10 protein-coding genes are annotated in these 13,039 nt (G+C 43.6%); 3 read left to right on the top strand and 7 right to left on the bottom strand.

What is annotated here, in order from left to right; all coding sequences use genetic code 11:
• Positions 1-103: 103 nt before the first annotated feature.
• The 6 genes from H5073_RS03070 to H5073_RS03045 are packed head-to-tail and all read right to left on the bottom strand — an operon-like array spanning position 104 to position 6,498.
• Complete coding sequence (locus H5073_RS03070) at positions 104-667, bottom strand: chemotaxis protein CheW (RefSeq protein ID WP_182676850.1); 564 nt, start codon at positions 665-667, stop codon at positions 104-106.
• A gap of 9 nt (positions 668-676) precedes the next feature.
• Complete coding sequence (locus tag H5073_RS03065) at positions 677-2,299, bottom strand: methyl-accepting chemotaxis protein (protein ID WP_182676848.1); 1,623 nt, start codon at positions 2,297-2,299, stop codon at positions 677-679.
• A 32-nt stretch (positions 2,300-2,331) separates the two neighbouring features.
• Entirely contained in the window at positions 2,332-4,533 is a 2,202-nt protein-coding gene (locus H5073_RS03060; protein WP_182676846.1) for a chemotaxis protein CheA, read from the bottom strand.
• A 44-nt stretch (positions 4,534-4,577) separates the two neighbouring features.
• Positions 4,578-4,892: a lipid asymmetry maintenance protein MlaB gene (locus tag H5073_RS03055; RefSeq protein WP_182676844.1), complete on the bottom strand. Its 315-nt coding sequence runs from the start codon at positions 4,890-4,892 to the stop codon at positions 4,578-4,580.
• Between the two features lie 33 nt (positions 4,893-4,925).
• On the bottom strand, positions 4,926-5,288 hold the full coding sequence (locus tag H5073_RS03050) for a response regulator (protein ID WP_182676842.1): 363 nt from the start codon (positions 5,286-5,288) through the stop codon (positions 4,926-4,928).
• A 46-nt stretch (positions 5,289-5,334) separates the two neighbouring features.
• A complete protein-coding gene (locus H5073_RS03045; protein WP_182676841.1) occupies positions 5,335-6,498 on the bottom strand; it encodes a methyl-accepting chemotaxis protein in 1,164 nt (387 codons plus the stop codon).
• A 378-nt stretch (positions 6,499-6,876) separates the two neighbouring features.
• Here H5073_RS03045 and H5073_RS03040 point away from each other — a divergent pair, with 378 nt between their 5' ends.
• Positions 6,877-8,319 carry an MBL fold metallo-hydrolase RNA specificity domain-containing protein gene (locus H5073_RS03040; protein WP_182676839.1) on the top strand — a complete coding sequence of 481 codons (1,443 nt, stop codon included), beginning with the start codon at positions 6,877-6,879 and terminating at the stop codon, positions 8,317-8,319.
• Positions 8,320-8,810: 491 nt separating this feature from the next.
• A complete protein-coding gene (locus tag H5073_RS03035) occupies positions 8,811-10,430 on the top strand; it encodes an endonuclease (protein ID WP_182676837.1) in 1,620 nt (539 codons plus the stop codon).
• A gap of 76 nt (positions 10,431-10,506) precedes the next feature.
• On the opposite strand, the gene H5073_RS03030 is transcribed toward H5073_RS03035, so the two are convergent.
• The gene (locus tag H5073_RS03030; RefSeq protein ID WP_182676835.1) at positions 10,507-10,935 is read right to left on the bottom strand and encodes an HPP family protein; all 429 of its coding nucleotides are present in this window, start codon (positions 10,933-10,935) and stop codon (positions 10,507-10,509) included.
• Positions 10,936-11,230: 295 nt separating this feature from the next.
• On the opposite strand from H5073_RS03030, the gene H5073_RS03025 reads away from it, so the two are divergent.
• The gene (locus H5073_RS03025; protein WP_182676904.1) at positions 11,231-12,988 is read left to right on the top strand and encodes an alkaline phosphatase; all 1,758 of its coding nucleotides are present in this window, start codon (positions 11,231-11,233) and stop codon (positions 12,986-12,988) included.
• The last annotated feature ends 51 nt before the right edge of the window (positions 12,989-13,039 follow it).

The following is a 13,039-nucleotide window of genomic DNA, read 5'->3' as shown; positions in this document are numbered from 1 at the left end:
GTTATGAATTACCTGTTCTCTCTAACACTAGAGTTGAAGTTAATTGAGAATTACGTCAGCCTAGCTAGGCCAGCTCCTATTGAGCTGACTTAGCTATTTAGGTTTACAGTGCCCTTTGCTCGGGCACTGGCTTACTTGCACTGCCTTGACTTTGAGCCAAGTGACTAACCATGGACATTTCTTCTACTGAAAGCACCTTATCTACCTGTAAAATAATCACAAAATCACCATTTATCTTGCCCATTCCTTGAATGAAATCGGCTCGAATTTGGGCACCAAACGCAGGTGCAGGTTCAATATTGGTGTGGCTGATTTCAATGACTTCTGATACGGCGTCAACAACAACGCCAATATCTTGCATGCCTTCTTCATTTAAGACTTCTATGATGACGATACAAGTTCGCTTAACTATGCTGCTTTGATTGCCGCCAAAGCGGGCAGATAAATCGACTACTGGAACCACAGCACCACGTAGATTAATCACGCCTTTAATAAAATTTGGCATCATAGGCACAGGAGTGACATTGCTGTATTCCAATATTTCCTTGATGTGCAATATCCCGATGGCATACATAGCATCTTTTAAATTAAAGGTTAAATACTGCTTATCCTCATCGGCGACACTCAGCTGGGCCGACTGTGAGCTTCTCTTGTTGGATAAATTCATCAGTGGCTCCTAAAATCGGACAAAATCATGTTCGCTGGTCGTTGCAGGTTTAGCTTTACTACGGGACGTGATTTTATCGGTGTTGGCTACCGATTTGCTTGTTTGATTCATTTGGCGGCTGGGTGCCCCTACTTTGAAAAAACTGATCACATCTTGCAATAATTCTGCTTGGCTGCTCATTTCCTCTGCTGTTGCTGCAAGCTCTTCCGATGCAGAAGCGCTTTGCTGGGTGATTTGGCTCAGTTGCTCCATTGCGGTATTAATTTGGGCAGCACCGGAAGACTGCTCTTCAGATGCGGCGCTGATTTCTTGTACTAAATCGGCAGTTTTCTTAATTGAAGGGACGATTTCATCCAATAACTTACCGGCCTTTTCCGCAAGACTAACGCTGTTGGTGGCAACCCCACCAATTTCCTGTGCGGCAACTTGGCTGCGCTCTGCAAGCTTTCTTACTTCTGCGGCGACTACAGCAAAGCCTTTACCGTGCTCGCCAGCTCTGGCGGCTTCGATGGCTGCGTTAAGGGCTAATAGGTTAGTTTGATAAGCAATATCATCAATAATGCTGATTTTATCTGCGATTGATTTCATTGCTGTAACTGTTTGTTGCACCGCTGCGCCACCTTCATCAGCCTCTTTTGCCGCTTTTGATGACATGCCGTCAGTGACTTTGGCATTTTCAGTATTTTGGCTAATAGATGCTGACATTTGCTCAATGGATGCAGAGGTTTCTTCAACACTCGCCGCTTGTTCACTGGCACCTTGGCTCATGCTTTGGGCTGTGGCTGACACTTCTTCAGAGGCGCTAGATAGGTTATCTGCTGATACACGAATGCTGGTGATAATTTCTGAGAGCTTGCTTACCATTGTATTGACGGCAAATAGCATGCTACTGGTGTCATTAGCTTTTACATCGACTTTTATTTGCAAGTCACCATTGGCGATGCGGCTCACTACCTCGGTGACATAACTGGGCTCGCCACCGAGTTGACGGGTAATGGACTTGGTGACCAAAACAGCACCCCCAATAGCGACAATGAACGCTAATATACCGGCAATACTCATGGCCAGTACGCCATCCTCATAACTTTGCTGTGAAATTTCAGCCGAACCTTCGAGCACTGTCCCTTGAAATGTCACCAACTCTGCAGCCGCCGCCAAATAAGCGTTAAGAACGGGCATGGCCTCGTTGAGCATGACAGCGATAGCTTCTTGTTTTTGCTCTTTATCAATGAGTTCGTTAATTTGAGCAAATTCAGTTTGAAAACTCACTCGCATCTCTTTAAGAGCAGCCATTTTAGCCTTACCATCGGGCAGTTTAATCATGGATTCGAGTTCAGCAGTTTTTTGATCTAAGGTTGTTCTATTGCTTGTCAGTCTATCGTGTAAGCGCTTTTGAGCGGTAAGATCATCATTAAGCAGTAGCTCAAGACGTGCTTTGGCATTATTGTTTGCTAAGTCAATGATATCATTGGCCAACACTGTTTTTCGCCAATCGTCAGTAACGATGCGGTAAGTAATGCCATTGACGGTTGAGAGTTCTTTTAAGCCTATACCTATGATGGTTAACATCAAAATGATGAGAAGCGCAAAGGTCACTCCGAGGCGCATGCTTAGTTTCATGTTATTAAACATCCGAATATTCCTTAAAGTAAATAAATCCTAAATCAAGCTTGGCTGTAGAGGGCTTTGGCTGATTCTGTTGTTAATATTTTTTGGACTAAATTGGGTACATCTAAAATTAACGCCACTTCACCGCTGCCTAATACTGTCGAGCCACTGATCCCTTGAATGTGACTGAAAATATTACCTAGAGGTTTAATGACGGTTTGAAACTCTCCCACTAGCTTGTCGACAGCTAAGCCAACTTTGCTGCCTAAGTAAGACACTACGATCACATTTTCACGTTTAGGGGCTTTGCCACCTAAGTTAAATAAGCGCCGCAAGCGAATAAACGGCAGCACTTCGCCTCGTAAATTGATGTAACTCTGCTGGGTATTGATATCTATGTCTGAATCGCATTCATTAAGTTCAACACATTCGAGCACCATGTTGAGCGGAATAACGAAAGATGAGGTGTCTATTTCAACTAAGAAACCTTCAATAATGGCCAGTGTGAGTGGCAAGCGAATGCTAAAAAGAGCCCCTTGACCAAAGGTACTTTGGACATCGACAGAACCTCGCAGGGCGGTGATATTTCGTTTCACCACATCCATGCCAACGCCGCGGCCTGAGAGGTTGGTAACAGCGTCAGCAGTGGAAAAGCCTGGCTCAAATATGAGGTTATTAATTTCTTGGATATCGAGTTGCTCAGCTTCTTGAACTAAGCCTTTCTCCAAGGCTTTGCTCAAAATCTTTTCATGATTTAGGCCTGCGCCATCATCAGAGACTTCTATAACTATCATGCCTGAATCATGATAGGCATTGAGATTAAGCTTACCTTTGGGGGATTTGTTTTTCCCCATGCGTATATCAGGGGCTTCGATACCATGATCCATGGAGTTGCGTACTAAATGCATTAGCGGATCACTGATTTTTTCCACCACAGTTTTATCAAGTTCAGTCTCAGCACCAGTGATCACAAGCTCAATATCTTTACCTAGCTCTTTGGCGACATCTCTCACGACTCGCTGGAAGCGGTTGAAGGTGGCACCAATTTGTACCATGCGAAGTTGCAGCGCTGCATCACGAACTTCTTCCATCAATCGAGTCAGTAGTGAAAAAGACTCCATTAGCACCCGGTCTCCAGATCTGTGGGCATGAAGGCTTGAGCTAGCACCTGCAATGACTAGCTCTCCCACTAAATTAATGAGTTGATCTAACTTGTCTGCATCAACTCTAACAGATTGAATTTCTTTTGTTTTACCATCCCTTATTTGATTCTGTTTGGCAATGGCGGACTCTAGCACAGGCTGTGGTGTAAGGCCGTTGTTGACAACTATTGAGCCTAATGGCACATCGATGGATTGGCTTTTAAGCTCTCTTTGGAGCCCGAGGGCATATTCAAGTTCATTGGGGGTAAGTGAACCACATTTGACTAATATTTCACCTAATTGTAAGTCTTGTTCAGGCAATGACTTAATCAGGGATATATAGTCGCTAACTCGGCTACTGGGAGGCAGAATATGGACCTGACTGTCTTCTCTAATGAATTCAAATGCACCCTCAATTTCTTGTTTCTCTGCCATGCTCTTAAAGTTAATCTCATAGCCTAAGTAACAGGTTTCTGGATCCATGTTGTGGGCATCTGGCAGGTTTGGAAATAAAGTGTTAATGGTCTCTATACTGCCTAAAGTAGCCAAATAGCGCAGTATGGCTAAAGGATCCATGCCAAAGCGAAATGAGTCTTCATGGTAACGTACCGAAATATGCCAGTTATCACTTTCAACTTTAGGGCTGTTGACTCGCTCTACAGGCTGAGTGGTCGTGACTTGTGTTGTTATAGGCGGAACATCTTGTGGGCCATCGGTCCCCCCTTGCTTAACCACAATAACCAGGGTTTGTAGTAAGGTTTTACCATTTAATGCCGCTTCTTCAGTGAGGCTAGATTTACTTTCTACGTTGTCGATAAGCTGGCTGATATGATCTTTACAGTCAAGCAATAAAGAGGTGAGCTCGGTATTGGGCGCTATCTTGCCGTCCCGCATTTTATCCAGCAAGCTTTCCACTCCATGAGTGAAATGCACCACATCGTCCAGTGAAAAAATCCCTGCTGAGCCTTTAATAGTATGGGCTGCGCGAAAGATACCATTAAGGCTTTCGCTTTTATCTTCTTCATTCTCAAGATTGAGTAACAATGACTCCATCTCATCCAGTAGCTCACGGCTCTCTGAGATATACAGGCCTAACACTTGTTCTAATTCATCCATGCCATATCCCTATTAATCTAAAACAAACATTATCCTAGCTGAGCTTACTGCCTGGTCATGATGACAGGATCATTAAACCAACTGACCAAGCCCATTAGTTCCATTGCTTCGACAACGGCTTCACTATGATGAATAAGAGTCAACTCAAGTTGAGTCATGGCTTGTTGCTTTTTAGCCATGATTAACAGTTGTAACCCAGCAGCGTCGATTTCTGTTACCGCCGATAAATCTAGCTCTATAGAGTGGGCGACATTAAGTACTTCCATTAGCTGATTTTTGAGTTCAAATGCATTGTGAATCGTCATAGCCCCTTCAATTTTTGCTTGGGACAAATTATCGATTTGTGAAAACGTTAGCATGGGGACAACATCCTTTTACTTGTCACGTGCGCCTTAAATCAACTTGGCAACGGCAGCCAACATTTGCTGCGGTTGAAAGGGTTTTACGACCCATGCTCGTGCACCTGCCGCTTGGCCTTCAGATTTTTTATCAGCCTGAGATTCCGTGGTGAGCATAATGATGGGAGTAAATTTATGGGCGGGGAGCTTTTTGACTTCCTTAACCATACTAATGCCATCCATGTTAGGCATATTAACGTCACTTATGATGAGGTTAACTGCGGCGCCAGTAAGCTTTTTTAGCGCATCAACACCATCACAGGCTTCAATAGTGTTATAGCCTGCGCCTTTTAGCGCAATACTGACCACTTGCCTTAAACTTGCCGAGTCATCCACTATCATTATTGTTTTAGACATAGAGTATTCCTTTAATTATCCTAGCCTTTGGGGGAAATTTGTTGTGTTAAAAGAAGGTGATTTCTTCAACTTGGTCCGCCTTTTTTTGGTGCGAGTCGTGATTGCTTCTCTGCTCCAGCATGGCGTAGCCTTTTTCCATTTTAGTTAACCAGTGGCTGACATCCTTTTCGCTAAATGCTTTCCCTAATTGTTGATTGCTATGGGCGTGCTCCATGGTTTCACTGAGCTCACCCATACTGTTATTTACTTGTGCCAATATTTGGCTGGTCCTATCTTGAAACTGTAACGACACTAGCATTTTCTCTATTTCTTGCTGAATGTGACGACCTTCTTCTTGCATCACACTCTTTGATTGGGCGAGCTCTTTGACTGTAGTGCCAAAGCTTGAAAGTACTTCTTTAATAGAGTTTTCTGCTCTATCCATTATGCCATCGTCATCTAATGTGGCTTTTTCTGCGACAGCAAAAGCATTATTAACGGCATTGTTAATCACGTTGACTTTCTCCGTCATGTTTTTGCCTGTGGCGCTAGAGAGTGACGATAGTTTGCGCACTTCATCGGCAACGACCGCAAACCCGCGGCCAGCTTCACCAGCTCGGGCGGCTTCAATGGCGGCATTTAATGCTAATAAGTTAGTTTGCCCTGCGATAGCATCCACTTCAGCGGCCATACGTTTTAGTTCTTCTGTGTAAGAGGTAAGCATACGCACTTCATCTAAAATAGCGGCTCTGTCATGCTGAGTTGTTTGCAGAGAGCCTATGACGCTCTGGAGGGATTTCTCAGCAAAATCGAAGGTACTTTCTATGGTGTTTTTTTCTTTATTACCGCCAGTGCTACTGGAAAACGAGTGATTTAATCTTTCGACCAAATTGCTGAAACTCAACGCTAAGTCAGTGGTGGCGGTTTCGGTTTGCACCCGAGTGGTTTCCACCTGACGGCGCCAAATGGGAAATACTTGCAAGCAAAGGGCGTCTATATGACTGACATTCTGATTTGCATCTTTGAGTAGTTTGCAGCTTAGCTGTGATTGAGCTAATTGCTCTGTGAGTTCTTTTTGATTTTGATTTATCCAATAGCCGAAAAGTACACCTAAGGCGGACAATACTAAAGCCGCTAAGCTACTGCTGGTGTCAATTGGGGAAAAAGATAGCAGTAATATACTGCCTAGCAGACCCAATAATGGGGGGTAAATATGAACTCCTGTACGCATTAACACTCCTTGACCCTTTATTGTGTTTATCGAGAGGGCGTAATTAATCGCTTGACTAAATATTTGTGATTATTTCTGATAAATTGCGCTGTTTAACGCTGGCATTAACGTCAAGTGAATAACATTATTGCTATGTGCGTGTTTTATCAGCGGCGTTCATTGAGTGTAGGAAACATTTACTGTTTTGCAAAAGAGCAAAAAAATAAATGCTCATACAAAGTGTTGCAATAAAAAGTATTTAGCCTGATGGCAAAATTTGTGCGATAGGCGTTTATTTGATCTGGGTTCCATTATTGAGCATTAAAACAGCATAATCTAAAGTGAATAGCTCAAGTATTGTGCTTGAGTGTTAGCTTGATGATAAACAAGGATGCTGTTATGGAAATGAGCTTACAGTTTTTAGGGGCGACTCAAGAGGTGACTGGGTCTTGCCATTTACTCAAAGTCGACGGTCAGCAATTGTTACTGGATTGCGGCCTCATTCAAGGAGGTAAAGCTGACGAGCTTCGCAATCACGAGCCATTTGATTTTGAACCATCTCGTATAAATGCCGTGATCTTAAGTCATGCCCATATTGATCATTCTGGGCGCTTGCCATTATTAGTTAAGCAAGGTTTTAAGGGGCCTATTTTTACCCATAAGGCCACAGCTGAATTGTGCGGCATCATGTTAAGAGATGCGGCTATGTTACAAGAAAAAGATGCAGATCGTAAAAATCGTAAGCGCGCCAAACAGGATCTTGAACCTATAGAGGCATTGTTTGATGAAGATGATGTTGAAGCTGTGCTTAAATTGTTTACTCCCCTTGAGTATGGTCAGCAAACACAGCTTGTCCCCCATGTGAGTATTCGCTTGTCCGATGCGGGCCACATTCTTGGTTCGGCGATAGTAGAGCTTTTCTTAGGGGCGGGGAAAGAGGCCAAGAAACTGGTGTTTAGTGGTGACTTGGGTCGTGCAGGTATGCCTATACTTGATGATCCTACGCTCATTGATAGTGCAGATTTGGTGCTGATGGAAAGTACTTACGGTAATAGATTACATCGCAGTTGGGACGATACTTTAACCGAACTTAAAGCTATTTTTGCCACTACGATTAAGCAAAGCCGCGGTAATATTTTATTGCCGGCATTTTCAGTTGGACGTGCACAAGAGTTATTATATTTGTTTCATTTGTACGCCAAAGAGTGGGATTTATCCCGTTGGCGCATTTGCTTGGATAGCCCTATGGCGATAAAAGCCACTCAAGTCTATGTCAATAATTACCCTTTAATGGATGAAGACTTTAAACGCTTTACTCAGCTGTCTCCAGGCAAGCATCCACTGCTGGCTAGCGCGGAATTTATCAGTAGCACAGAGGAGTCGATTGAGCTTAATGATATCCATGAAGGACTCATTATCATCGCCGGTAGCGGCATGTGTAACGGTGGTCGAATTCGCAATCATTTAGCCCATAACTTGTGGCGTAAGGATGCTGATGTCATCATTTGTGGCTATCAGGCTGTGGGTACCCCCGGGCGTATTTTGGTGGATGGTGCTACAGACCTTACTATTCATGGCCAAAAAGTTAAAGTTGCAGCGCGGCTTCATACTGTGGGTGGGCTGTCGGCCCATGCAGATCAAGCTGAATTGTTGCGCTGGTATCAACATTTTGATAATGCGCCACCAGTGGTGTTGGTCCATGGCGAAAAAGAAGCGCAAGCTGTGCTCATTGAAGCCTTAAGTGAACATGCGGCAACGGCTCCACAAGCTGCAGCCATCGCAGGGCACCAAGATTGTTTAGATCTTAATAAGCTACCTAAATTGGTGTGGATCCACGCTTAACCTTGGCTTCATTTACCGTTTTAACCGAATAGAAAGACAGCTATGGTGCTTGTCTTTCTTTTTTTTGCTGCTTATATCACCTCAGGCTAATCCTTATTGTAGCTATTACAGCTTAGCTTTATTGTGGAAAGATGAATTTATTGCTCATCTAGATGTTAAAGCAGATTGCGTTATAGGGATATTGCTGCCTCAATAAGACCTGTTTATCAGAGCAATCATAGGGTTTCTCTAGAGCGAAACACTAAGGTGTTAGCATTGTGAATAGTAGTAATCTGTTTATTAACATGTGCTTATGTTTTTCATGTCAATCCATATCATTTAAAAACATTGTCTTTATTTCAGAAATAACAATTTCATCACAATTGTGTCACTCACTCTATGGCATACTCCGCGCGCTTTAACAAAACTCAAAGGGAATTGAATGGGGTCGGACTTTTGTGGAAGTCATCCATGAAAGTACCTAAAAATAATAATTAATGAGAGTTATGTTGATGATAAATAAATCAAAAATAGCAATTACCTTAGCTTTGGTCGGCTTGGCATTTACAGCCAATGCTGAACTAATGATAAGTGAAGTCCTCTATGATGCACCTAATAATGATAATCTTGAAGAATTTGTCGAGCTATTTAACGCAAGTTGCTCTGCAATTGATTTAAGCCAATATTCAATCAGTGATAATGGTGCCAGCTATGGGTTAACTGGCACTTTAGCTTCTGGTCAATATTTTACTGTCGCTAAAGATGCGGCAGGCTTGAATAGTTTGTTTTCTCGTCAGGCCGATCTTGCGCCAATGTCGTTGTCTTTGGGTAACTCAGGTGATTATGTCAAGTTACTTAAGGGGACTACTGAGCTTGATGTGGTCGCCTGGGAAGGTGGGATCTCTGGCTGGTCACTCAATGCCACTAATGTATCGTTAGTGCGCACTACTAGCACCAATACTCATTCGCAAGCAGATTGGAGTGTAGGTAGTTCTGCAGGTAATCCTGGTGTTGGCAGTTTAAGCACTGGCTGCGCCACCCCAACTCCTCCACCAGTAAGTGAAAACTTACTAGAAAATGGTCAAGCTAAGACAGGCCTTAGCGCCAGCACAGGGCAAACATTGAAGTTTGTGGCAGATGTACCAGCGGGGGCGACTAACTTAAGCTTTACCATGAGTGGCGGCACAGGGGATGCTGATCTGTACGTGAGTCAGGGTAAAGAGCCTACCGCGAGCGTATCGGATTGTCGTCCATACTTAACAGGTAATAATGAGCAGTGTCCTATTGCGGCAGTCGTTGCTGGCCGATACTTTGTAAATATCACAGCTTATCAAGGCTTTAGCGGCGTAAGTCTTGTTGCAAGCTATACCGCAGCAAGTACTGGCGGAACTGGTGGAACGGGAAACTCAGGTGATTATGCCTTCGATACCTATTATGCTAACGCTAATGGCAAAACAGGTGCAGCCTTAAAGGCGAGCCTTAATCTGATCATTCGCGATCACACTCGCTTCAGTTACGATCAAGTTTGGGATGGCCTTAACTATGCAGATGAAGATCCAGCTAACACTAGCAATGTGATTTTACTCTATACTGGCCGCTCTGAGCCTAAAACTAACCGTGCTGGTATGAGTAATTCGTTAGATGCATGGAACCGTGAACACGTGTGGGCTAAGAGCCATGGTTTCCCAAACAGTGGCCAACATGCTTACACTGATTTGCATCATTTGCGTCCAGCAGATGTCACTGTGAATAGTACCCGTGGTAATAAAGATTTCGCTATGGGCGGTGATGTATTGGCTGAAGCGCCGAATAACAAATCTGACAGTGACAGCTTTGAGCCAGCGAATATGGTCAAAGGTGACGTTGCGCGTATGGTGTTCTACATGGACGTGCGTTATGAGGGGGGGGATAATAGTGGTACACCTAATTTAGTCGTGGCTAAAGGCATCACTGGCACTGGTGAAGCGCTGTTAGGTGACTTATGTACTCTGCTAAGTTGGCATATCCAAGATCCCGTCAGTGATTGGGAGCGTCGCCGCAACAACCGTATTTATGAATGGCAGAAAAATCGCAACCCCTTCATTGATAATCCAATGTGGGCAGAGGCGCTGTACAGCAGCTCATGCAACTAAACATCAAAAATTTTTAGTTAATTGATGTGTAAAAATCCAGCCTAGGCTGGATTTTTTTGTTTAATAACTGATTTACTTATGAGGGATGCTTGAGTAGTAAGCGCTGGCACAGCTTAACAAAATCCGATGAAGTCACTATTCCTATCACTTTGTTATTGCCATCTACAACCGGTAAACAGCCTAATTTATTATCAATAAAATACTGCACTACAACAGATAATGGTTCATCTAGACCCAATTTTTGTACTTGGGTTTCCATTACTTCAATAATGGGTTTGTAGCGCTCTTTTCTGTCTAGCGCCCCTTGACCGTATTTATTGAGCATGCTCAATACGCTGGCGATCATTTTCTTGTGTGTCAGCATGCCCACTAGGGTGCCATCTAGTTCAGATATGACAGGTAAATGGCGTACGCTACGACTTTGCATTAATTGATGGGCATCTTTAAGGCTAGCCTCATTGCTGATGCACACTGGATTGGGGGTCATGATGTCGCTGACTTTCATTCGATCGCTCCTTGAACTGGTGATGCTGAAATATTAATCAAAACTATTTAACATAGCTAGCAATGTTTGTCGTAAATATATTTATAACAGTATGAATGTAAACAATAACTAATATTGTGATGGATTTAACACTATCATTTTGTCATTAAATTGTAATACTCTTGTTGCAGGATCCTCTCATTAGACCTCATACCAGATGATCTTAGCGTTAACCTGTTAACTCCTCAGCTAGGGGTGAATAAAAAATATAATAAATTCAACAAATCAAGTGAAATAATAATTTAAAGGATTAATGATGACTTATAGTGTTTCTCGTCGTGATTTTTTGGCCATGTCCGCCAAAGGTGTTGGTGCTGCAGCTATTTCTTATGGCCTAATGGGCTGCGGTAGCGAAGAAAAAAAAACACCAGGTGAATTTTTGCATGGTGTAGCCAGTGGTGATCCGACTCACAAAGAAGTGATCCTCTGGACTCGTGTAACCCCTGAATATGATGGTGAAGTCTTGGTTTCTTGGGAGTTGGCCACAGATGATGCTTTCAGTAGTTTAGTCCAGACTGGCAGTATGCTGACTAATATTGGTCGTGACTATACCGTTAAAGTTGATGCCATTCAGCTGGAAGCAGGCAAGCAATATTTCTACCGTTTTAAATGTGGCGATAAGCTATCCCCAGTAGGCAAAACCCGCACCCTACCAGAAGGCGCCGTGGACTCAGTTAAATTGGCCGTTATGTCTTGCGCTAACTTTCCAGCCGGTTATTTTAATGTCTATGAACTGGCTGCGCAGCGTGATGATTTAGATGCGGTGGTTCACCTTGGTGATTATTTATATGAATACGCCAGAGGCGGTTATGCCAGCGAGCACGCAGCTTCACTTAATCGTGAAGTACTGCCTGCTAACGAGCTAATCTCACTTACGGATTATCGTACTCGTTATGGTCAATACCATCAGGACGCTAGCCTGCAAAAACTTCACGCCAAGGTCCCCTTTATTACCGTGTGGGATGACCATGAAGTGGCTAACGATGCCTGGCGTGAAGGGGCTGAAAATCATCAAGCTGATGAAGGGGATTATGACCTTCGTAAACAATCAGCTCTGCAAGCCTATTTTGAATGGTTGCCTATTCGTCCATGGCGTGAAGGTAATCATGAAGACATTTACAGAAGTTTCAGCTTCGGTGATTTAGTTGATTTACACATGCTTGATACTCGCCTTGTTGGTCGTGATAAGCAGCTTGATTACGCCGATTATATGCACCCAGATACAGGCGCATTTAACGATAAAGCCTTCAAAGCCGATGTCACCTTCCCCTACCGCACTATGTTAGGTCAAACTCAGCTTGAATGGTTGCAAGGCACCTTATTGCAGGCAACGGCTAAGTGGCAGGTATTAGGCCAGCAAGTGTTGATGGGGCAGATGTCATTGCCTGCGGCAATTGCGACTCAGCAATTATCTATTCCACAGTTCGCCGAATTAGGCGCATTGGCGCAGTTAGCTGGCCGCGCGCAGGCGGGTGATCCAAGTTTGACTGTAGAGGAATTGACCTATTTACAAGCCAATCAAGCTAAGTTAACACCAGAAGTGCTGGCGCAGTTACAGCTTCCAGCGATTCCTTATAACTTGGATTCTTGGGATGGTTACTTTTACGAGCGTGAAGTGATTCTAAGCACTGCAAAAGCTGCGAACCACAACTTAGTAGTGATTGCTGGCGATACCCATAATGCTTGGGCAAATGAGCTTAAGGATTATAAAGGCAATGCCATTGGTGTCGAATTTGCGACCAGTTCAGTATCATCTCCTGGACTTGAGTACTACCTCAACATCCCCCTTGAGCAAATCCCCGCGACAGAAGCGGCAATTGTAGGCATGGTAGAACATTTGAAGTATGCCAATCTCAAAGACAGGGGTTACATGATGCTGACGTTCACTCCTGAAGAAGTGCGCAGTGACTGGCACTATGTGGATAGCATACTCAGCAAAGATTTTAAACTTGCCAGTGACAGAAGTTATAGTGCAGTGACTAAAATCGGTGTGCCTAGTATTACTTCTGTTTAGCACGCCAGTATCAGGATAATAAAAAACAGCTCATTTGAGCTGTTTTTTATT

The sequence above is a fragment of the Shewanella sp. SR44-3 genome, assembly GCF_014163735.1.
In the GTDB taxonomy this organism is placed as follows: domain Bacteria; phylum Pseudomonadota; class Gammaproteobacteria; order Enterobacterales; family Shewanellaceae; genus Shewanella.
Note: the sequence above shows the minus strand (reverse complement) of the source record. Positions and strands in the feature narration are given on the sequence as shown.

What these genes read in the sequence shown, in the direction of transcription:
- H5073_RS03070 (WP_182676850.1), bottom strand. Translation starts at nt 667, where the DNA reads ATGAATTTATCCAACAAGAGAAGCTCACAGTCGGCCCAGCTGAGTGTC.
- H5073_RS03065 (WP_182676848.1), bottom strand. Translation starts at nt 2,299, where the DNA reads ATGTTTAATAACATGAAACTAAGCATGCGCCTCGGAGTGACCTTTGCG.
- H5073_RS03060 (WP_182676846.1), bottom strand. Translation starts at nt 4,533, where the DNA reads ATGGATGAATTAGAACAAGTGTTAGGCCTGTATATCTCAGAGAGCCGT.
- H5073_RS03055 (WP_182676844.1), bottom strand. Translation starts at nt 4,892, where the DNA reads ATGCTAACGTTTTCACAAATCGATAATTTGTCCCAAGCAAAAATTGAA.
- H5073_RS03050 (WP_182676842.1), bottom strand. Translation starts at nt 5,288, where the DNA reads ATGTCTAAAACAATAATGATAGTGGATGACTCGGCAAGTTTAAGGCAA.
- H5073_RS03045 (WP_182676841.1), bottom strand. Translation starts at nt 6,498, where the DNA reads ATGCGTACAGGAGTTCATATTTACCCCCCATTATTGGGTCTGCTAGGC.
- H5073_RS03040 (WP_182676839.1), top strand. Translation starts at nt 6,877, where the DNA reads ATGGAAATGAGCTTACAGTTTTTAGGGGCGACTCAAGAGGTGACTGGG.
- H5073_RS03035 (WP_182676837.1), top strand. Translation starts at nt 8,811, where the DNA reads ATGATAAATAAATCAAAAATAGCAATTACCTTAGCTTTGGTCGGCTTG.
- H5073_RS03030 (WP_182676835.1), bottom strand. Translation starts at nt 10,935, where the DNA reads ATGAAAGTCAGCGACATCATGACCCCCAATCCAGTGTGCATCAGCAAT.
- H5073_RS03025 (WP_182676904.1), top strand. Translation starts at nt 11,231, where the DNA reads ATGACTTATAGTGTTTCTCGTCGTGATTTTTTGGCCATGTCCGCCAAA.